This is a genomic window from Aliirhizobium sp. YIM B11859 (assembly GCF_057163345.1).
The window spans coordinates 136845-156813 of sequence record NZ_JBXHAY010000006.1 but is presented as its reverse complement, the minus strand read 5'-3'; the positions used below and the strand labels follow the sequence as shown (position 1 = coordinate 156813).

Here is a 19969-nt window from a genome sequence, read left to right as displayed (position 1 = left end):
TTACCGCCATTATCGATCGAAGTCGTCGTCATCCCGGCCGCCGTCACGGCCCGCGCCCGGCGCGCGGTCAGGAACGCTGTGGTCATTCGCAGCCTGCTCTGGTCCCACCTGCTGCTGGTGCTTTGCATCCTGGGCCTGCTCGGCACGGCCGAGCGTGGAAAAGTCGGAGCGCGCCGTAAAGCGCACGACGTCCTCTTCGGATGGAAGCTCGTGAGGGAGATCGGCGCGATTGGCCGCGACGATGCCGTGATCCGTCACGAGCGTCGCGACACGGTTGTCGTGACCGAGAACCTGGCCCGTAACGTCTTCGCCCATCCGGGCCGTGCGTACATAGTGCTCGAACGGATCTTCACCCGCCTCGCGGAGATCGGAGAAGGCTGCCTGTAATGCTTCGCGCCGGTTCGGCTCAATCGCATCCTCCAGGACATGTCTGAGCGCCGGGCTCGCCGGATCATTGGTCGAGGCGATCGAGGCCTCGATCATGCGCGTCTTGCTGATGACGGTGAGATCGATGTCATGCCAGTACCGTGCGCCGAGCATGGTGACGAAGGTTTCCTGTGTTCGGCCGTTTCCCTCGCGGAAAGGATGCACGTAGTTCAGCTCGCCGAGCGCTTGTGCCGCCCGTGTCATGAATTCTTCCCGAGAGGCGCGACGAAGAGCATTCGCATCGCTGATCGGCTTCAGGGCTTCATTCAGGCCCATCTCGATACGGGATCCGTGAAGGAAGGCCGTTTCTCCTTTTGAAAGCCCGCCGATCGGCTCGACACGATGGCCATCAACCATGGGACTCTCATTGCGGGTATGACCCGCCCATTCATAGACATCCTGGAAAATGTGGCCATGGATCGCCTTCAGATGAGCCGCGTCAAACCGGCCGACCGGGCCGTCGCCTTCGAGAATTTCGGCAATCCGAAACGCCGTCGCCCGATACTCGAATGTGCGCAGCTCCGCTTTCGACCGGATATCCTGCTTGTTGCGCAGCACGTCCCGTAGGTCGGGATCCTCGGACGTATTGGGATAGGTGTAGGACCCTGTCGGGCGATCGTCAGCCATTGCGCACCATCAAAAAAAACCGCCCGCGAGACGCGGGCGGTCAATGCCACCTCGTGGTGGTGGGTTTCAGCGAGAGGATGCCGGCATGATGCGGGCGCGATATTCATCGCGGGTGAGATCGCCAGCGACATAAGACGCAGTGGCATCCTCGAGAAGCGGATCGTGGACATAGCCTTGGCGAACGTTCATGGCACGCGCCTGGTCGGTTGCGCGCTTGCGGGCAGCAACGGCCTCCGGGGAACGATCCGGGCGAAGGGAATGAAGGTTCATCGGGCATACTCCAGTTCTGTGGCACACTATCATGAAGCGGGTGGAAAATCCACCATTGCGGGATTTTCGATTGGGCCTCATGGCCCGACTGAGGCCGGGCCATAAGGGATTGTCAGGCCCGCGGTTCCCATTCGATGATCGCCTGCAGGGCTATGTCATCCTGGCCGGGATAGCGGCCCAGATTGGCATTGAAGCCAAGGCGCTTGATCGACAGCTGATAGTACGGCCGCTTTTCGGCATTGAGCTTCTTCCAGATGCCGCCGACCTCGATGTCGTGGCCGCGCGGAGACTTGGCGTAGACCCGATGCGTCGGGGCGTTTTCATTGGCGCTGTCGAAAGGCGTAACCTTGATGTCGAGATCGCGATCGATCGTCGAGATGAGGCCGGAACCGGTGGCGGTGTCGATGTCGTCGGCGGTGAACTGGATGAAGTTGGTCATGGTCATGTTTTTCACTCCTTCTGGGTGGTTGCGATGATCGTTAGGCACGGCATAGGCGGTGCGCACCGAAGGCCAAAGCGAAGCGGAGGAGGCCAGACGTGGCCCAAATTTGGCGCGCGAGGAGCCGCAAGGCGGGGAAATTTGGGATCGCGGCGGCATTGCGCACAACCGCATAGCCGTGCGAACGGACATCGAAGCAACTGCCTTGAAGGGGTGAAGCCTGAGCAGTCCGGCACATTCACCATTCATCGCCACAATGACCCCGCCTTGTTCTGCATCATTATGATGTCGAAATTCGGCATTTCAAGCGCTTTTCGCCACATATTGCCAGTAAATCGCACCGCATTGGTTCCGCCTATTCACCGTCGGCAGCTGTTGTGGACTGCATCGCGTGACGCTTTCGCCGATAGACCGCCGGCGGTTCCACGCTTGCAGTCCAAACGCCGCGCCCCGACCGACGGGCATTATCCTCGGCCAGATGGTATTCAGCGAGATCGAGTGGATGTGAGGGTGGCAGATAGCGCAGCAAGAGAACCGCCTGTCCGAGCTTGACCATCTCGAGGCCGATATCCTCCCCTCCAATGAAGCACTGGCCGACAACCCGCCGATACTGATCGGTGTCGACTTGTATGCATCGAACGTGCCGGCCGTCGATCATTCGCGCAAGACTGCGGCGCGCCTCGATCCCGCATGCCCAGATCTGACCCTCCTTGAGGCCGGTCTGATCTCGTTCGCATGCGTCAATCGCTGCAATCCGGATGCGGGTCTTTCGAATGCTGATTGTGTCACCGTCGATCACGCGTGCCCGGCCGGCAATCTCCGAAGATAGGGCAGGGGAGGCGGATGTAAGCACGATGTAGAGGAGGCTGAGGATCGCTGATCTCAAGGGGATATCTCCATGCTGTTTCGGGCGGCGAGCCCGAATACGGATCGGGAAAGGTGAAGCCCGCCTGACGCGGCGCGTGTCGTCATGGCGCGCAGATAGCCGCCGGGCGAGCTGACCTCCTGGCGATGATATTTCTCAAAGGTGATCGCAATCGCCACGTCGGCCGCCTGCTGGCCCATGGTTTCGACCGCGCGCAATCGCGCGTCCTCCGAGACGCCGGCAATCCGGCAGGCGTGAGGCGTAAGCCGAGCGAGATCAGACCAGCTGCGGAGAGGGGAGGGGAAATATGCAAAAAGCGATGGCGCTGCCCGGCAAACATCATCCAACCCGACCAGGGCTTGCCGCACGGCAGGTTCCTTGTTGCTTCCCCCGCAGCCTCGCCTCAGGCTTTTCTCCAAAGCCCCTTCGCTGGCAGAGCCGGCCAGATCAGGCAAAACTTGTTCGGCGTAAGCCGAACGCATTTCCGTCTTACTGTCTTCAAGAGGATGGGGAGTTGTAATCTGTCTGTGCGTGTCGTTTCCGGCATCCGCGCATGTCATATCGTCGTCTGTTTCAGCACATCCTTGGCGATCTGCCCCCAGCAGTCTGGCGACCAGGCGGTCAAGAACAACCGTTGCCCTGCGAAGCAGGTCGACGCCGGCTCTGGCGACCATCACAACGAAGTCCGCAATCCGATCGACCCGCCGGGCGAGCTTCGCAATCTTGCTGGCCGATACCCCTTGCCCATTGGCAAGCGATGATCGAGCACCCCGCAACGCGGCCCGAAACCGCCGGGCGGCTGCGTCGCAAACGCGTCGTTCCTGCCGGCTCTGTCGCACGCACGCATCGAGTTCCTCGTATCGTGCGATGAGAATGCGTAGATCAATCCCGCAAGCGTCCGCTATGTCACCGTCTTCGTCACGAATCGGGTAGCGTTTCAGGTTGGCGCTGTCCTGCATCGTGATCATTCCGGCGTCGAACAGCCGAGAAAGGATGCGACTCACCCGACCGGGCGAGCGATTGATTTCGAAGGCGAGCTGGCGGTTCGATTTAAAGACGATTGGGCGGCCGGATCGGTCGAAGGCATCGGCGCGCGCCGTGTTGATGATCGTGGTCAGAAGGTGGCTCTCGGTTGCGGTGATTAGCCCCGTGCAGGGTAGGCTTTGGGCAAGGATAGCCAACTGGCCGCGCGTCACCGTCCCGACTTCCGTCGACTGCGCGAGTTGCCGAAACTCGGCTCGCTCGCGCGTCATTCTGCGGCCAGCGCGCCGCTTTGGTGCAAGGGTTTCCCCCATTGTCTCGTCTCCCGTCCTGGGACCAGACAAAGCTTCTCCGTTCACCGAAATGGCGTCACGAATGTTGACATGGGAGGGAGGGTCTGCGAAAACAGTTTTGGCTTATTTGTTTTCTACAGACCCGCTTCCGGATTTTATTCGGGAGCGGTTTTGCTTTTCTGGGCCGGCTTCGATCTCCAAAATGAGTCACTGCGTGAGTCGCGAACCTCGATGTTCCCGAACCGCATTTACATAGCCCGAATAATCAAATTGGTGCAACATTTCCGAGGAGCGCGGACGTCGCGGGCCAGAGACACCCGATCATAAGCGCACTTAGCTCGGCATTTACAGCACCTTATGCGAAAACGTGAGACACCATTTCGGGACGCAGCGGATGAGAAACGACGCCAATATGGTTCTATTTTTCCAATGGGTGGGGAGGAGAGTTTGAGAGGAAGGGGTTCGGGCTTCCTCTCAAGGCCGGCGAGCGATGGCCCAAGAAACCGCGGCGACAAGCAGAAAGCCCGCCATGGTGAAAACCATGGCGGGCGGTGATGCAGTGTTGACGTCTATGAGGCTGATGTAGCCGCGTTGGCATTCGCACGCGGCAGGCCAAAAGCAGTCAAGGCGATGTCGAGTGCCGTCTCGACCTCTGTCCATTCTACATCTGCGTCACGTCTCAAATAGGCCTGTATGAGGTTGCAGCATCTCTCTGCCGCATCCGTCGGATCGCACTCGTCGTCGACCATCAGACATCCTTTCTCGGATGGACCGGCCATGGCGCAGGCCACGACCGGTGATGGAAAACGACCTATTCGGCCGCGACGGAGAATGCCTCGGACGCAACACTGGGAGCACCTTCTTCACCAAGGTCCTGCCCGATACGAACCATCGGCGGGAGCCAACCCGATCCTTTGATTGCACGTTCGGCATAGGCAGCGGCCTCGGCCTTTTTCATCCCCGCAATGCCAGCGGCATAGTCTGCCCCCCGCACCTCGGCGACCGCCGCCTGAATGCTCGGACGGTTGAGATGCCCGAAATACGTCTCGGCGGTGGCCTCAAACCAATCCCCCATATCGACACCGAGCGCGCGGCCCAGCTGGTTTGCCTGTTCAAGCTGCTTCCTGTCGGTGAACTTCCTCTCCACCGCGTTCAGGCTATGGGCTGCCGCATAGGCCAGAAGCATGAGCAGCTCGTCACGGCTCTGATCGAGGCACCAATCGAAGAGGTCAGAGGGATTGCCCGGGATCGTGTGGCTGTAATTTTCCCGCAGATTGTCGAAAGCGTCGGATGCGGTGCAGGCAGAGGGCTGCTTCATCGACCCTTCGACACGCTCATGGGTCAAAGACAGCTGCAAGGCGGTCTGGTTGGCAACATAGCCGTCATAGGCGACACGCAGCAGCATGGCGTGAACCACCGCCACCAGCGCGATGTCAGGATTGTTGGTCAGCTCTACGCGCAACGCCGCTGTCTTCTGCGCGGTCAAATCCTCGATCAGGGCCGCCGAATGCTTGAGCCTCGGGCTATCATCCTCTTCGAGCACAGGGGCTACAGCCTCGCCCATCATGTGGTCGTCCAGACCGACTTCCTCGCCATCCTCACCGGGTTTGACGATGCCCTGCATGATCTCAACCTTGCCGTAGTAACCGATCACCACCACGACGCCGCTGCGTGCCTTGTCTTCGTCGGTAAAGGCGTTCTGCTTTTCGTCCAGCACATCGAGCCGGGCATTGATGGAATTGATACGCTCGTTTGCATCCGCGTCGGCCGTCTCACCGTCGATGGCTTCGACCAATGCGTCATGCTCAGCGCACAACTGCAGGCGTTCGCTCTGCTCGTCGGCAGAAAGCTCCACCTCGGTCGGATAAACGCGCGGCACGCTGTAAATCCAGTCGGGACGCTCAAAGCCGAGCTCGACAAAACCCCAACCATGCGACCGGAATGGTTCGGCCTCGGCTTCAAGCCGCTCCATCGCCAGACGGTCGATCAGCGAGACATCCAGCGCATAACCACCACGGTTTTCATCGAAGAGATCGCGGCGGACAGTTCCCCCCGCCTGCTCGAAGACGTCGAGGCCACCGATCAGCTTGATCCGCTTGTCGCTGCTCGCCACCTCGTCGGTCACCAGCGCCGACTTGATGTGATGCGCATGACGGCTCCAAGACCCGAGAGAGTTCCAGACTTGTTCCTGACGCTCGTGGTCGTCGGAAAGGGTGAAGGCGCTCAACTGCTCGAAGTCCATCTCGTCGTTGCGGTAAAGGTCGAGAAGGACAGGTGAAACTTTTGCCAGCGCCAACCGACGCCGCACGATGATCTCAGTCACGCCAAAACTTGCCGCAACATCGGCTACGGACTTGCCCGCATCGACCATTACTTTGAAGGCCTCGTACTGGTCGACAGGGTGCATGTCCTCGCGCATGACGTTTTCGGTCAGGCTGATCTCGGTCGCCTCGTCCACATCCTTCACCAACGCATTGACCGGGTGATCCTTGGCGATCTGGTCACGCTCTGCGAGAAGCTTCAACGCGGCAAGACGTCGGCCACCAGCGGTGACGAAGAACCGGCCCTTCGGCGCTTTCCTCACGACAATGTTCTGAATGACGCCGTTGGCCAAAATAGATGCGGCAAGTCCTTCGATGCTCTCCGTCGAGTAGGTTTTGCGGACATTCATAGGATCGATGTCGAGCTTGTTCAGGGCAATGGCAATGATGTCGGTCATGGTTCGATCTCCAAAGGTTCCAAGGTCTTTGGAAGCAAGCCCCGCCAGTGGGCGAAGCCTTTCAGCCTTCGGCTCCGAAGGATGTGCTCCCACATCCGGCGGAACGAAGGGGGAGGGCGCAGCCCGCTCCCGCCAGGTTTTCGCTCGGGTCATGGGGCGTGATGGTGGAAAAACGGAAGGTTCGGCGCCCTGGTGCTGAAAGCCGTTTTTCCAATAGCGCGACGGCGCTTGCGCGCTTGCCCATTGGCGCGATCGGGAGCCTGTCGTAAGAGCGGTTAGGAAATGGAAGAAATGTGCGTCCGGCCCCCCGTACGCGCTGTGCGGAAGCGAACCGGCAAGCCGGTTCTCCATCGACTGATCTGCAGGCGGCGCTCCGAGTGATGAGCGCTCCGCTCTGCCTGCAGATCTCAATGCATCGCAATGACTTTCAGTGCGACGTGATGTGCCGGGAAGCTAAAGCCCGATGGACAGTCTATTTCCGGTTTCGACGCTCAAGCCCACGACAAGATACGATCCGCGTCCCTAAGAAACTCGTCGGGCTCATCGACAAGGAACAATATGAAACTCGAAATAGCAAAGAGGACAAAAATCGCGACGGCCAGGTACCACAAAAGCTCGGTGAGCAATGTGAAGAGGTATGGAAGCTGGATCACATCCGGCATGTGGCCCAGAGTCCAGAAGAAGTCGACGACAAGATAAACCCCCACAGACGAAATGCCGTACCATACAACTTGCAGATAACGACGCGTCCGATAAGGATCCGATTGTCGGCGCCATGGCAGGCCGAGCCTTGTTTCCATGGTTCTGGTGCGCGCCTTCGACGCAACTGCTTTGTCGTATAGTTCGCGCGGATTGATCCTGGCTCGACCATGTGCATAGCGCCGGACTCCGTTCCCGATGTTCATCGCATCGACAACCGGCATTACCAGACGGCCTATCCTACACAACAGACCGTTCCCGGTGTCGGCAAGGTTGGTCAAAAAGGCAACCGCCCAGACGAAGACGGCTGCCATTACGCCGATCATGCGCGCAGAGGCGACATTTTCGGCGGTCTCATAGCTTGAGTGGCCGATCCTCAAGCCAACAGCGATCCACATCACACCTAACGAAAGAACGAGCAGAAATGGCATGCCGAATGCCAGGCCGTAATACTTTTCGGTAAGGGTTTCGGGGGTCAGCCGTACGCGGTTTTTGGCGTAATTTTCGAAGGATTTGTCTGTCATCAGGTGACCCTCATTCCATTATTCGGAACTTTACAAAACTGAATCCATGGCCGCAACCCGCAGATTTTTTGGCTCGCCGACTGATCTGCCCGCTGCGCTCCGAGTGATGAGCGCTCCGCGCCTCGGGCAGCTCTATCTCAATCCGATCTCACCTGAAGAGCGGCGATTTCGCCGCCGCTACCACCCGGATCAAGCGGCGCAAGGCCGAGATCCGGGACAGAAGATGAAGAACATCGGAGAAATCAGCATAGCGCCGCAAAGCGGGATTTCGGGAATTCTCGACACGTCATCGGCGGATCGAGGGCAGCCGCAGGAGCCTTAGCATCGCGCCGCGCAGCGGGGGGCGGGATCGACTGCCCCCGCAGAGGGCGTACCGTGTTCTGGCGCATAGCGCCCCGACCCCAAGCCGACCACCTGGGTTGCGATCACCGCATCAAAGTAAGTCAGCAACGGGCCGATTGCAGTTATTGCCAGCAATGGTGGAACCTGCGTAAGAAGCGCTGTTTCAGGACGAAATTCCAAAGGGAGATGACGATGGGCCGCTTCAGCGACAAACGCATTTTAATCACCGGCGGCACTAGTGGTATGGGATTGGCCGGGGCACGGCGTGTGATCGCCGAAGGCGGTACGGTTTTGTTGACGGGCTTGAACGAGGAACGCCTGGAATCCGCAAAGCGCGAGCTTGGAGACAAGGCATTGGTCTTTCAAAACGACGCTGCCGATCCGACTGCCGCAGCACTGGCGGAGACCGTGGCATCTGTCGGACCCTTGGATGGCCTGTGGCTCAATGCCGCCTATGCAAGGCTCGGATCGCCGGAAGCATTGGTCGCATCTGAATTCGACCGCATGATGGCAACCAATGTACGCGGTCCGATGCTTCAGCTCGCCGCTCTTTCGCCCTCCCTCGCGGACGGGGCATCCGTTGTGGTTACATCATCGAGTTCAACCTACGAAGGTGCGGCGGCAACGGGCCTCTATGCGGCAACCAAAGGGGCCGTCGTGGCGATGGCAAGGTCGTGGGCTTCTGCTCTCGCACCGCGTGGAATTCGCGTAAACACGCTTGTGCCGGGACCGATCGAGACGAATTTCCGGAGCTTTCTGCCTGAAGAAGCACGCGTAGGCTTCGAGAGCTTTGTTGTGGACCAGGTGCCTCTTGGCCGGGTTGGAAAGCCCGAGGAGGCTGCCGCCGTCGCCCTCTTCCTGCTGTCTTCGGACTCATCCTACGTCACGGGGAGCCAATACGCTGTTGATGGCGGCCTGATCATGCAATGACCACAACGGGCCGAAGGCGGTCTTCCGGTTTGCGCCAGAAGCGCACATAAGGCGACCACTAGGCATGGCGCAGTCGCGCAATTGCAACAAAGCGTTACTTGTGCCGGAAGCTTTTCACATCACGGGCTGGCGGTGTGCCGAACATCCTGGTGTATTCGCGCGTGAACTGCGAAAGGCTCTGATAGCCGACATTAATAGCGACAGCGCCTACGTTTCCAGGTGATGCGAACAACATTCTGCGACCCTCGTAGAGCCGGATGTGCTTCTGGTACTCGAGCGGAGAGAGGCCGACGCTCGCTTTGAAGGCACGATGAAAGGCGGATACGCTCATTCCTGCAATCCGTGCGAGATCATCTGCCCGGAATGGCGCTGCGTAATTTCTTCTGATCCAGGCGAGGGCGGTTTTAATCCGGGAGAAGCGGCTATCGACGCTCGCCACTTGTCGCAGGATGGCTCCCTGCGGGCCGAGAAGCAGTCTGAACAAGATTTCGCGTTCCAGCATGGGTGCCATAACGCTGATCTCGTTGGGCCTGTCTGCCAGATGCAGCAACCGGCTCCAGGTATCGAGCAGATCTTCACTCGCCTGATGGATACTGAAAGTTCGCGTGTCGCTCATCTCGGACTGGCCGCCAACGTCCCTCAACAGGTCCGCAACCGCAACACTATCGAAAGTCAGACTGAGGGCTAGGTAGGGCGCTGACGGACTGGCCTGAGCCACTTCCCCAACGACAGGAAGTTCCACGGAAGCGATGAACGTGTCCCCCGGCCCGTATTCCAAAACCTCGCTTCCAATCGATAGTCGTTTCCTGCCCTGCAGGATCAGGCTAACGAGAGGCTGGTAGATCTCTGGGAAGAGTTCGGTGGGCTCGGCAACGTTGAGGATGTCCACGCGCGGCACGCCCGTTCGGGTAAGTGTGCCTGTGGACTTCTTAAGCACGGAATTCTTGAGATTGTCGATGGTCTGACTCATACATCGCCAATCGCATGTCGAGATCACCAGATCAATGCAGAAAGCAGGATCGTGCAAATAACAGGTCAGATCGGACACGCAAAAAAACCGGCCTCGGTTTAATTCCTGCAACTGCCGGACCCATGTCGGGGACCGTGCCTTACAGCGAACAAGGATGCCTTCAATGGAATTAAGAAATGCCGTTGTCATGATCACGGGAGCGTCGTCCGGTATCGGCGAAGCCACGGCACGTGCGGCGTCCATGGCCGGTGCGAAGATCGTCCTGCTCGCCCGCCGAAAGGATCGTCTCGCCGCGATCGCCGAAGAACTGGGGAATGCCCTTGCAGTCGAGTGTGATGTCACAAGGCCCGCTCAGGTGGATGCGGCAGTCCGCGCCGCGATCGAGGAGTTTGGCCAGATCGACGTTCTCGTCAACAATGCTGGGCAAGGCCTCCATGCGAACATCGGCGACATCGCTGCAGATGATTTCCGAGCGGTGCTCGACCTGAATACGGTCGCACCGCTGGTCGCGATGCAGGCGGTCATTCCTGGGATGCGTGAGCGTGGTCGCGGAAGCATCGTCAACGTGAGTTCAGGCGCGACGCTTGCGGTCTATCCAGGTTCCGCGGCGTACACGAGTTCGAAAGCGGCGCTCAACATGCTCTCCAGTGTCGCACGCCTGGAGCTCGCCGACTTTGGCATCGTCGTCTCCACGATCCATCCCTCGATCACAAGCACCGAGTTCTACGGCTCGGTCAGGTCGGGCGGCGATATGGCGAAGACGCAGGAGGCGCACACACGGTCGATGGCGCATTCTTCAGATCTCGTAGCCGACGCAATCCTTTCGATTGTTCGCAGTGGCGAGGCCGAACGAGACCTCGTCCCCGAACAGTACGGCGGAAGTTTCAAAGGCTAGGCGAAAGGGCGACTTAAAAACGTTGTCATAACGTCCAGATCAAAAAACAAGTCGACCTTGAGCACCTCGCTTCGTTCTTAACTGCCTAAGCCGCGGGGCAAAAAATCTGCTCGATCCGGCGCCCGTTTCCGCCGAAGAGCCAACCACTCGACGGTACGTCAGTTAAGGGGCGACTGCAACGACGCCCTCCCTTAACTACGGAAAGACGGAAAAAACCTGACGTCGCCCCCCGACTAGAGAAGCGTAGCGGAAGGCGGGACCGACTGCCCCCGCAGAGGGCGTTCCGTGCTCCGGCGCGATAGCGCCTACCAGCCGAGATCCGTCTCGGCGAAATCATCACCCTTATAAGCGATCTTGGTGCGATAGGCCTTGGCGCAGGCATATGTGAAGCAGTCACCGAGATTGAGTTTGGCCGGGTGATTGACGATCTTGCCGTAAAGCTGGGCAGCATCGAGCGCTTTGGTTCCGACATCGCCCGAAATCATCGCCTCGCGTGCTTCGAGGTCGGCGATAAATTGATCGACGAGCCGGCGGGCTTTCCGGACGATCTCCGGCGTTGCCGGCTTGTTGCGGCCCTGGGCTTCGGCCATCTGGCGGGTCAGTGCCAGCGTCGCCTCCATTCGCACCAGAGCGGAGACGTAAAAGGGACCGTCGTCATCGGACAGCCGATCCATCAGGTGCTCGGCATCGTCTTCCTGGCCGATGATCGCGACGATCACGGACGCGTCGATGAAGAGCATCAGTCCTCGCCCCACATCTCGTCCGTCAGTTGCTTGTGATCGAGATGGACCATCGGCCCAGCTTCCTTCGCCATGGCGAGGGTCTTGGCGAGCCGTTCGCGAACCGGTAGCTTGTTCTTGCGGCTCGCAATTTCGTGCCTGAGCGCTGCCTTGACCGCATCGACCTTGGACGTTTTTGTCAGTCTGACCAGTTCGGCGGTAAGCTTGTCGACCTCCGGATCCTTGATATAGAGCGGCATGGTAGCATATCCTTTTGAGGATATTATAATATCCTATCCAGCATATGCTGGCAAGAAATGCCGGCGTTGCTTAAGTTAGCCAGCTCCAGTTCCATTGTACCGTTTTCCCTCGCCGCTGATGAGCCACGACGCATCGACGTCATATCGGTCGAAAAGCGCCCTCAGCAACTGCGTGGGCATTTCGTTTTCACCGGATTCCCAAGCACTATAATCCGCTTCTGTTGCATCCAGGCTCTTAGCAAACTGGGTGACCGGCAGGCCGCTATCGGCGCGAACCGAGGCCAATCGCTTACCCATTTCAGCGGTGAATGTCTGTGGCTGTCTCATGACGAGTTCTCCTTGATCGAAGGGTGGGGCGGGGAGCACGAGGGGAGGGGGGCGGGCGCCCCTCGTCGAATGAAGCAGAGGCGAGGTCGGGACGCGTTGGGCGACCGACCTCGCCGGGTGCCGGCATGGAACGTTCGATGTGTTCGATGCCGGCCATGTTTACCGAACCATGCCAAGCCGTTCGCCGATGCTCCGTGGCGTTTGAGCGCCTGCTTCCTTCGTCATGGCGACGATGGCGTCCTGTCCCAGGCCGCGAATTTCGAAACCGCGCGAACGGGCCATTTCGACAATTGCTTCGAGGCTGGAAAATTCCTGAAGGATCCCGCCAAGCCATAGGGCGCAAGCGTCGGTTTCAGGATCGGGAAACGCCTGCAGAAAGAAGGTCCGCAGGGGAGGATCATATCCAATGATGGCTTCCCGGTCCGTCCGGCCTGGCCCTATCACGGTAACGATGTGACGGCTCATCGAGCGTCCTCCTTCTTGTCCGCGGCCACTGCCTCGCCGGTGCGGGCAATGCGTTCGAGTTTGAAAATGATGGGTAACCCCTCCGCCGCAGCAACTGCGACGGAGGTCCCGGTGACGGCGGTTGTCATCCGACATCACCCTCGACCACGGTCGGCATTGTGCTTTCCAGACGGGTCTCGAAACCTTTCAGCATGGTTCCGATGACGAAGACGTCGGCACGATCCTCATTGACGGTTGCGAACACCGGGTCGAGGACCGGCCGGACACAGCGAAAGCGCTTCGCCGCATCCTCAATCGAAATCTTCGGGCTTGCGAAAAAGTCGCCTTGGTCTTCACCGACGAGGACAAGCTTTCCGGCCAAGGCCTGCGGGTAGCCGTCAAGCGTGGTAAAGGCAGAAATCCCATCACGTAGGCCTTCTTCGTCTACGATCAGCTTATGATGGGTTTCGAAGGAGACCACCTCCACCAACTGGCAATCGATAAGCTTGTAGGTCTGGGAGAAGGCGCTGCGCGCTTCGATCTCGACGGCCTCGATGGTCGCAGAAACCGGATCGATCACGTAAACGGTTGCGGTCTTGGTCATGGTATTGTCCCTTTCATGTCCGCGAAGCGGTCTTCTCGTGCCCCTCGTGGGCAGGAGCCCCGCCTCCTGCTTCCGAGTTCGCGCGGAGCAGCGGGAGAGAGGGTGGCAAGCGAAAAAGCGGAGGGGGTTCGCCCGCCCGAAGGCGTGAGCCGACGGGGCGTCACCATGGTGGCGATCCTGCACGACGCACGCCTGAAAGAGCGGGCGGCGGAAGGACGGGGAGACCGTCTTTTTCGCTTGTGAGGGAGAGAGGGCAGCGTCGTCTTTCCCTCCAGGAAAGGGTGTGACCGGGCCGCGACTGCGGCCTCCGCTCGGGGATCTGGACCAAGGTGTCATGGCCGTGGCGCAAGTTGCACATATCTGAGGTGTAGAGATCTCAGCAGATCGGCGTTTTGGGTTGGCCGCTCTCCACTGGCGGGACCAAACGTGATTCACGGGTCGCGAGCGTACCTCGTGTCGCAATCAAATAGGCCGCTACGTAGGTGAGTTTCAGCTTGGCTTCACGATCGCTTTGGGGCCGGTATCTGAAGACCGCCAGCCGACGGGCTTCCTCCTCCTCCACGACGTCTGACAGAAGGTTTGCATAAGCAACGCTCACCGGTTGGCCGGTTGCCCGTCGTTGATCCCAGGCGCGAACCGCGTCCAATTTTTTCAGGTGCGCCGGAATGTGCCGATCGATCAGGTCGTCAAGGGACATGTCCTCGACCTCGAAACTGTGACTTCGCTCGGACCAAAGTGGGTGATCGCTGCCGAGAGGCCGGATTGGAGCACCCGCATCGGTGTGTCGGGATGCAAACCGAGACGGCGGCAGCTCCGCCAAATGCTTCACGTTCCCCAAAAAACCCTCCGTCCATAAGTTGCACGCTGCGCACCGGATTCGCTTCCAGTTGCGTCGGGTCGATAAAGCCTTGATTGAGAGGGAAGGCACGATAAAATACGAAACATTGAGAAATGAAACGAAACAAATTTTCACAAGATATTGATTAAAAACAATAAAATATTCGTCCCGCCGCCGAACGGCGACAGCGACATCAAGGAATTGTTCAAACAGATCGCCGCGGCGGGAGCGGGGCGACCCCTGGATAATGATGGATTTCCGGCCGGACCATGGACGCCGGAACTTCTTTCGGAAGCCATTTTGCACATCGATCCGAACCGCAACGGGGTGGATCTGCGGACCGTGCAGCTTTGGTTTCAGGACAATGACAAGGGCATCAGCACACCGAACTTGCGGTGGCTGGCCAGGATTTTGGGCTGCGGCGATCCGGAGGCCACCAGCCAATGGCAAGTTGAGCTTGTTGCAGCCCAAAATCGCCTGACGACGAAGAGACGAGATGCGAAAAGGGCCATGAATGAGGAGCCGTCGGAACCGCAAGACCCGGTTCCAGGTGCGCCTCCAGATAATGACACCGCGCCCTCAACGGCTCCGACATCGACCACCGACACAGAAATCGGCCGACCAACAGTCCGTCACGGTTTGGCCAGGAAATCTGAAGCCATCTTCACACGCGGATCCCCCCTGGATTTGCCTGCCTCCGTGTTTGCCGGTTCCACCGCACTGGGATTTCTCTCTTTTATCGTCGGCATCCACGATGCCACATACATGCGATCGGACGGCCTTGTTAAGCAGGTTGGCTTCTTCTGGGCACCGAACTGGACCATCCTCTTCATGGTGTTCCTGCCCCTTTATTTTGCCTTCCTCGTCGAGCTACTGGCCTACTGGAAGAAGGATGGGCGCCTGAGGCTCGCGAGCCCCGCCAGCCGTTGGGAAAGCGACCAAGCCTGGGCGAGAAACGTCGAGGCATCGTCGAACACGTTTTGGGCGGTTTTCCTGATCTGCGTTTTTGTTGCCGGCCTTGTCCAATGGATTGGGGTCAGCCTGATCCCGCTGATCAAGGGCAGCGGTAGCTACGCCATCGACTGGGGCAAGCTCACGCTTGCGCGCCCAGAGGTTATTTCCGTGCCGACCACCTTGGTCTTCACTGGCTTGGCCTACCTCTACATGTGCTTCAGCTTCTACATCTTCTTCGCCGGGCTTATCCTCCTCTACACGCTCGTTCAGGATCTCTGGCGGATGGCGCAAGCCGCAGAGGCAAATCCAGGGATACAGCATGAGTTCGCCAAAGCGAGCCTACGGGTGATGAGCGGGGTGTTTCGATGTACGATTTTAGGGATCATCGTCGCCATCTGCATGAAGGCCCAGAGCGCCTATCTCGCATCGAATGGCCAAAATATCGTGACCTGGTTATTCGACGATGGATTTACGCCATTCAGCGATGAAGAGGATATCGGCAGGACATTCACCTACAGGATGCCGACACACTATAGCAGCCTCCTGATCGCCATCTCGACCTGCGTCGTTTTCGGGTATGCCGCCCTCCGGCTGGGCACCACATTCAAATCCCATTTGCAGATGTGGAAAAGGTCAGCGATCGTGGGGTTTCTCCTGGTTGCCTATCTGCTGATCGATGCATTTCCCGGTTTTTCGCTCCTCTTGGGCATAGCCGCGGTGCTCGCGGTTTACGGCCTGATAGACCCAGAGCTGCGGGCTTGGCGACCCACTGGGGTAAAGGACCAACGCAATGTATTTTAGTTGGCTTGATCGTTGGGATGAGCGGCGGGCGCAGCGCGGCGAAGAATGGAAGCTGAAGACAGATGTTGCGCTTGACGGCAACCTTGCGTTTCCCGGCACGGCACCACGCACTCTCTCGGAATTTTGTGATCTTGCAGATCACGCCCTGACTGACCCAGCATACTTTGCTGATCCGTCCGGCGGGGATGATGTGTTCGATAGGCAAGGAGATTGGCTTCGGTTTCGCTCCGACATCACAACCGACGTCGAAGCGAACAACGTGGTCGTGGCGAAGATCACGGACGGCGGATCCCGGGACCGCGCATTGGTCGTGTTTCATCACTGGAACGCTACGGCACGAAATGGCCAGCTTGCGAAGTTTTTTGCGCGGCGCGGGATAACGGTCGTTGAGATCGCAATGCCTTATCACTTGGAACGCAGTCGTCCCGGGTCTCATTACGCCGACTTCATGCTGAGCGCCAATCTGGGCCGAACCCTCCAGTCTGTAAGACAAGCAGTTTTGGACGGTCGAAAACTGGTTCGGTGGCTCAAGATCGAAGGATATCGTGAGATTTCCTTTCTTGGTATGAGCCTTGGTTCGTGGGTCGCCGGTTTGATCGCTGCGCACGACAGAAACGTGTCGAAGGCATCATTGTTTCTCACAGCCGGTAGCTTGGCAGACATGGTTTGGACTGGGCGCGCAACGCGGTCGATCCGGGAGAGCCTTGAAGGCACGATTTCAGTCTCTGACCTGAGGGGAGCCTGGTCGCCGCTGAACATCGAAAACTACATAGACCGGCTATCCAGATCCGATCTCAAGCTTCATATCGTCCTCGCCAAGCGCGACAAGGTGGTCCTTCCAGACCTATCGCGTTCGTTCGTTCAGACGTTGGAAAAGGCAGGCGCAGCGCCTGCAGTCCTGGAGCTTAACTGCGGTCACTATTCGCTCGGCCGCCTGCCATACATTGCTTCGTCCGGCCTAAGCCTGAAGCGCTTCCTAATCTCAAGCTAGATCTGTGGCCCAACTACGGCCCGACGTTGTGTGTCAAGAACTAACAGCCCTGGCTCACCGTCAAAGAAGACTTTGCGGACTAGTTGTAAAAATCACACTGAAGTTGTCTAACAAAGCTCAACGCCTTCAGCGTTCCGAGCTCGGATAAATCTACGGATGGACGGTCCCGACGCAGTTGGACCCTGCCGCTGGTACTAGTCAGTAGGTGAAGTGCTAAGGCTTATATCGGACGTGAAATGCTTCGCGGGCGGGATCTCAGAGCCGTCGCCATTGCGTTGGAGAGAAGCCCTTTTGTGCGCGAAACAGCCGGGCGAAATGACTTGGGCTTTCGATGCCGCATCGAGCCGCGATCTCAATGATATCGAGATCGGTGTCTTTCAGCAGGCATGCGGCCTCATCCATGCGACGGGTCGATATCGCCTGCAGTGGCGTCTGCCCTGTCGATCCGCGAAAGGCGCGGAAGAAATGCCCCTCGGAAATCCCGAGCGGGGTTGCGAGATCGGCGATGGCGATTGGTTGGGCGAGCCAGGCATCGATGCGGCCATGGGTCTCGCGCAACTGCCGTTGTGTCAAGCGATGCCGAGACTTGCGCTCTGGCGATGCACAGCCCCCCGACCTGTTGGCTAGATATTCGCCGAGCGCCAAAGCCATGGTCGAACAGTAAGTGGCATCGAGTTTTCCGTCGCGGTGGAAGAGCCCGCTCATCTGGGCTGTCATCGCATAGATGAAATCGTCGCGCCCTATCACAAAGGGCTTGATGTCCGCCAGTCGCGCACCGCCGACGGCCGGATCGATCGCAATCGCGCCCCATTCCCACGCGACATCGCGCAGGACAAGTTCGCGGTGACAGCCCGCCGGCAGAAAGGAGACGGTTCGCCGGACATCCGGTCCGGCATAACGGAAACCCTCATCCGTGCGGAATGCATGATGCGCCGCGCCACCGTTGAGCGTCACCATGATCAGATGGAAGTCAGGCTCGATCCGGGCCTCGACCTCGGCGGTCGGACCGCGGCGGGCAGTCTCGAAACGGCCGCCCTTCCATGTCACTCGCGCAAGGTCGTTGGGAGACTTGCTCAAATGCCAGCTTTCGATCTCCGCATGCCTGTGCATCGTCTACAGTCTCCGGACGCGCCGCAGCTGATTGCCGCAACGATACTGGAGGATAAGGGCCGAATGTCCCCGACGCATCCGTGAAGTTGGCGGCGGACGATCGGCAACCGTCAAATCAGCGTGAGCAGCTCGTGACCGACATCTCCAGGCGCTTGCGCTCAGGGCCGCAAGTCATAGGCGCAACGGAAACCGATATAGACGACATAGAAATCCGCCGGCTTCCATTGCATGGCATCGTTTCGCATCTTGTCGGCGCCATACCACCAGGAACCGCCGGCGGTCAGCGCATTTTGACCCTCACGGTCGGTTAGCCATTCCCAGACATTGCCGCCCATGTCGTAGAGGCCGTTGACGCCGGCGCGGGTCATACCTGCCGGAGCATGTCGTGGCCAGCGATCGACGCCTGCCGTATTGGCGCCTTCGGGCGTATCACCGGTCGGATAGAGATAGGTGCGGCCGGTCACGAAGCCGGACGAGACAACACGTCCGTGCTCCCGGTAGGCGGCAAGGCTCCACTCCTCGCGCGTCGGCAGCCTTCCGCCGACCGAAGTGCAATAGTCACGCGCCTCGTGCCAGCTGACATGCACCGCCGGTTCCGAGGCGCTGGCCGGCATCTGGCCGAAGGGTCTCCGGAACGTCCAACCGGGACGACGCTCCCAGCCGCTGCCCCATTCATGGCCGCCGCCTTCACGTTCTGCAGCGGTCTTCATTCCGGTGCGGTCGGCGAATGCGGTGAAATCCGCGATGCTGACCTCCGTGCGGTCGATCGAGAAACCGTCGATCTCCACCCTCTCGGCTGCCGCTTGCGAAGCGGCGGCCGGCAAGAGGAGAGCGAGCATCAGGTACGCTGTGCTTGCCGGAAAGGCCATGTGACGACACCACCGTAATTTTTGCCGGGATAGGGAGGCTGTTTCAGCGCCGCCTCGACGCCCGAAAGCCCGGTATAATACTCGGCCATGCGCCTGCGCATAGCGTCATCCGGCAAATCGCCGTAGAGCGCGCCCATATTGTCGACGACGTGCTGCGGCTGGCTGGTCGCCGGCACGACGTTGGTGACCGCCGGATGCGAGATGATCCATTTGAGGAAATACTGCGCCCAGGTTTCGATGCCCATTTCCCGCGCGAAATCCGGGACCGGCTGGCCAGCGACCGGAGTGAATAGCCGCGCCTTTTCGAAGGGAATGTTGATCTGCACCGCCACCCCGTTCGCCGCACAGGCATCGAGCAAGCGCTGCTCCGCCGCCCGCGTGACAATCGTATAGGCGATCTGTACGAAGTCGAGCGTGCCAGTATTCACCAGCCGCTCCATCGTGTCGTAATATTCGGCGCTCCACTGTGTAACACCGATATAGCGGACCGAACCTTCAGCCTTCTTCTGCGCCAGCCAATGGCGCACCTGGTCGTGGTTCTCGAGGCTGTGGACCTGCAGCACGTCGATCTGCGTCTTCCAAAGCCGTTCTCTTGATTGCCTGAGCTGTCGCTCGGAGTGGCTGTTATCGGACAGATAGTCGCCCGTCGTCCAAGTCTTGTTGGTGATGAAGATGTCGTTGCCGATGCCGAGATCGGTGATGAAATCGCCCGTGCAAACCTCCGCCATGCCATAGAGCGGCGACGTGTCGATCACGCGTCCGCCGGCCTCGTGGAACAGCCGGATGACCTCGCGCACGTTGCCACGCGGGTCACCGGGAGTGACGTCGAAGGTCTCGAACGTACCAAGGCCAACGGCCGGGATCATCTCGCCGGTCTTCGGGATCGGTCGCATGATTGGCGTGCGTCCGGATGGGGAAGCGGATGGCGCAGCCGCCTGTTGTGCAGCCGCCGGGCCGAGGAAGGCTGAAGGGCCGAAAAACGAGGCTGCGGTAACTGCAGCTGTGCCGGCCATCAATCCACGTCGGCTTGTCGAAAATCCTGATGTCATCGCGGAAGCGCTCCTGTCTCGTT

General features: G+C 59.3%; 23 protein-coding genes. 5 read left to right on the top strand and 18 right to left on the bottom strand.

Features of this window, described 5'->3' with window-relative positions:
- Positions 1 to 9 precede the first annotated feature (9 nt).
- The 7 genes from AC2GXZ_RS22200 to AC2GXZ_RS22170 all read right to left on the bottom strand — a co-directional run bounded on the left by AC2GXZ_RS22200 (position 10) and on the right by AC2GXZ_RS22170 (position 7843).
- Positions 10 to 1053: a Fic/DOC family protein gene (locus AC2GXZ_RS22200; protein ID WP_483761391.1), complete on the bottom strand. Its 1044-nt coding sequence runs from the start codon at positions 1051 to 1053 to the stop codon at positions 10 to 12.
- 66 nt (positions 1054 to 1119) lie between these two features.
- On the bottom strand, positions 1120 to 1323 hold the full coding sequence (locus AC2GXZ_RS22195) for an antitoxin VbhA family protein (protein ID WP_483761390.1): 204 nt from the start codon (positions 1321 to 1323) through the stop codon (positions 1120 to 1122).
- A 112-nt stretch (positions 1324 to 1435) separates the two neighbouring features.
- Complete coding sequence (locus tag AC2GXZ_RS22190) at positions 1436 to 1768, bottom strand: DUF736 family protein (protein ID WP_483761389.1); 333 nt, start codon at positions 1766 to 1768, stop codon at positions 1436 to 1438.
- Between the two features lie 349 nt (positions 1769 to 2117).
- On the bottom strand, positions 2118 to 2648 hold the full coding sequence (locus AC2GXZ_RS22185; protein WP_483761388.1) for a thermonuclease family protein: 531 nt from the start codon (positions 2646 to 2648) through the stop codon (positions 2118 to 2120).
- Positions 2645 to 3922 carry a plasmid replication protein RepC gene (gene repC / locus AC2GXZ_RS22180; RefSeq protein WP_483761387.1) on the bottom strand — a complete coding sequence of 426 codons (1278 nt, stop codon included), beginning with the start codon at positions 3920 to 3922 and terminating at the stop codon, positions 2645 to 2647. The genes AC2GXZ_RS22185 and repC overlap by 4 nt, the downstream gene beginning before the upstream one ends.
- 790 nt (positions 3923 to 4712) lie before the next feature.
- Complete coding sequence (locus tag AC2GXZ_RS22175) at positions 4713 to 6620, bottom strand: ParB/RepB/Spo0J family partition protein (RefSeq protein WP_483761386.1); 1908 nt, start codon at positions 6618 to 6620, stop codon at positions 4713 to 4715.
- A 491-nt stretch (positions 6621 to 7111) separates the two neighbouring features.
- Positions 7112 to 7843: a hypothetical protein gene (locus AC2GXZ_RS22170; RefSeq protein WP_483761385.1), complete on the bottom strand. Its 732-nt coding sequence runs from the start codon at positions 7841 to 7843 to the stop codon at positions 7112 to 7114.
- A gap of 46 nt (positions 7844 to 7889) precedes the next feature.
- On the opposite strand from AC2GXZ_RS22170, the gene AC2GXZ_RS22165 reads away from it, so the two are divergent.
- Together AC2GXZ_RS22165 and AC2GXZ_RS22160 are read left to right on the top strand one after the other, a co-directional pair.
- The gene (locus AC2GXZ_RS22165) at positions 7890 to 8165 is read left to right on the top strand and encodes a hypothetical protein (RefSeq protein ID WP_483761384.1); all 276 of its coding nucleotides are present in this window, start codon (positions 7890 to 7892) and stop codon (positions 8163 to 8165) included.
- A gap of 53 nt (positions 8166 to 8218) precedes the next feature.
- A complete protein-coding gene (locus AC2GXZ_RS22160) occupies positions 8219 to 9115 on the top strand; it encodes an SDR family oxidoreductase (protein ID WP_483761383.1) in 897 nt (298 codons plus the stop codon).
- Between the two features lie 94 nt (positions 9116 to 9209).
- On the opposite strand, the gene AC2GXZ_RS22155 is transcribed toward AC2GXZ_RS22160, so the two are convergent.
- Positions 9210 to 10163, bottom strand: coding sequence for an AraC family transcriptional regulator (locus tag AC2GXZ_RS22155; RefSeq protein WP_483761382.1), 954 nt, complete (start codon positions 10161 to 10163; stop codon positions 9210 to 9212).
- An 85-nt stretch (positions 10164 to 10248) separates the two neighbouring features.
- On the opposite strand from AC2GXZ_RS22155, the gene AC2GXZ_RS22150 reads away from it, so the two are divergent.
- Complete coding sequence (locus AC2GXZ_RS22150) at positions 10249 to 10980, top strand: SDR family oxidoreductase (protein WP_483761381.1); 732 nt, start codon at positions 10249 to 10251, stop codon at positions 10978 to 10980.
- Between the two features lie 305 nt (positions 10981 to 11285).
- Here the strand turns inward: AC2GXZ_RS22150 and AC2GXZ_RS22145 are convergent, their stop codons facing one another.
- From AC2GXZ_RS22145 to AC2GXZ_RS22115, 7 genes are all read right to left on the bottom strand, one after another.
- Complete coding sequence (locus AC2GXZ_RS22145) at positions 11286 to 11720, bottom strand: type II toxin-antitoxin system VapC family toxin (RefSeq protein ID WP_483761380.1); 435 nt, start codon at positions 11718 to 11720, stop codon at positions 11286 to 11288.
- On the bottom strand, positions 11720 to 11959 hold the full coding sequence (locus tag AC2GXZ_RS22140; RefSeq protein WP_483761379.1) for a type II toxin-antitoxin system VapB family antitoxin: 240 nt from the start codon (positions 11957 to 11959) through the stop codon (positions 11720 to 11722). Before AC2GXZ_RS22140 ends, AC2GXZ_RS22145 begins: the two co-directional genes overlap by 1 nt.
- Before the next feature lie 75 nt (positions 11960 to 12034).
- Positions 12035 to 12286, bottom strand: coding sequence for a helix-turn-helix domain-containing protein (locus AC2GXZ_RS22135; protein WP_483761378.1), 252 nt, complete (start codon positions 12284 to 12286; stop codon positions 12035 to 12037).
- Between the two features lie 159 nt (positions 12287 to 12445).
- Positions 12446 to 12751: a hypothetical protein gene (locus tag AC2GXZ_RS22130; protein WP_483761377.1), complete on the bottom strand. Its 306-nt coding sequence runs from the start codon at positions 12749 to 12751 to the stop codon at positions 12446 to 12448.
- Positions 12748 to 12879, bottom strand: a complete 132-nt coding sequence (locus AC2GXZ_RS22125; protein ID WP_483761376.1) for a hypothetical protein — start codon at positions 12877 to 12879, stop codon at positions 12748 to 12750. The genes AC2GXZ_RS22130 and AC2GXZ_RS22125 overlap by 4 nt, the downstream gene beginning before the upstream one ends.
- Positions 12876 to 13334: a DUF3846 domain-containing protein gene (locus AC2GXZ_RS22120; RefSeq protein WP_483761375.1), complete on the bottom strand. Its 459-nt coding sequence runs from the start codon at positions 13332 to 13334 to the stop codon at positions 12876 to 12878. The genes AC2GXZ_RS22125 and AC2GXZ_RS22120 overlap by 4 nt, the downstream gene beginning before the upstream one ends.
- Before the next feature lie 376 nt (positions 13335 to 13710).
- Positions 13711 to 14031, bottom strand: a complete 321-nt coding sequence (locus AC2GXZ_RS22115; protein ID WP_483761374.1) for a hypothetical protein — start codon at positions 14029 to 14031, stop codon at positions 13711 to 13713.
- Between the two features lie 282 nt (positions 14032 to 14313).
- Between AC2GXZ_RS22115 and AC2GXZ_RS22110 the strand changes: the two genes are divergently transcribed.
- Together AC2GXZ_RS22110 and AC2GXZ_RS22105 are read left to right on the top strand one after the other, a co-directional pair.
- The gene (locus tag AC2GXZ_RS22110) at positions 14314 to 15927 is read left to right on the top strand and encodes an RcgA family putative transporter (RefSeq protein WP_483761373.1); all 1614 of its coding nucleotides are present in this window, start codon (positions 14314 to 14316) and stop codon (positions 15925 to 15927) included.
- Positions 15917 to 16918 (top strand): alpha/beta hydrolase family protein, encoded by a 1002-nt coding sequence (locus AC2GXZ_RS22105; protein ID WP_483761372.1) that lies wholly within the window; start codon positions 15917 to 15919, stop codon positions 16916 to 16918. Before AC2GXZ_RS22110 ends, AC2GXZ_RS22105 begins: the two co-directional genes overlap by 11 nt.
- Positions 16919 to 17173: 255 nt before the next feature.
- Here AC2GXZ_RS22105 and AC2GXZ_RS22100 read toward each other — a convergent pair whose 3' ends face one another.
- The 3 genes from AC2GXZ_RS22100 to AC2GXZ_RS22090 all read right to left on the bottom strand — a co-directional run bounded on the left by AC2GXZ_RS22100 (position 17174) and on the right by AC2GXZ_RS22090 (position 19946).
- Positions 17174 to 18028, bottom strand: a complete 855-nt coding sequence (locus AC2GXZ_RS22100; RefSeq protein ID WP_483761371.1) for a helix-turn-helix transcriptional regulator — start codon at positions 18026 to 18028, stop codon at positions 17174 to 17176.
- 158 nt (positions 18029 to 18186) lie between these two features.
- Positions 18187 to 18867, bottom strand: a complete 681-nt coding sequence (locus AC2GXZ_RS22095) for a formylglycine-generating enzyme family protein (protein WP_483761370.1) — start codon at positions 18865 to 18867, stop codon at positions 18187 to 18189.
- The gene (locus AC2GXZ_RS22090; RefSeq protein ID WP_483761369.1) at positions 18867 to 19946 is read right to left on the bottom strand and encodes an aldo/keto reductase; all 1080 of its coding nucleotides are present in this window, start codon (positions 19944 to 19946) and stop codon (positions 18867 to 18869) included. The genes AC2GXZ_RS22095 and AC2GXZ_RS22090 overlap by 1 nt, the downstream gene beginning before the upstream one ends.
- Between the last annotated feature and the right edge of the window lie 23 nt (positions 19947 to 19969).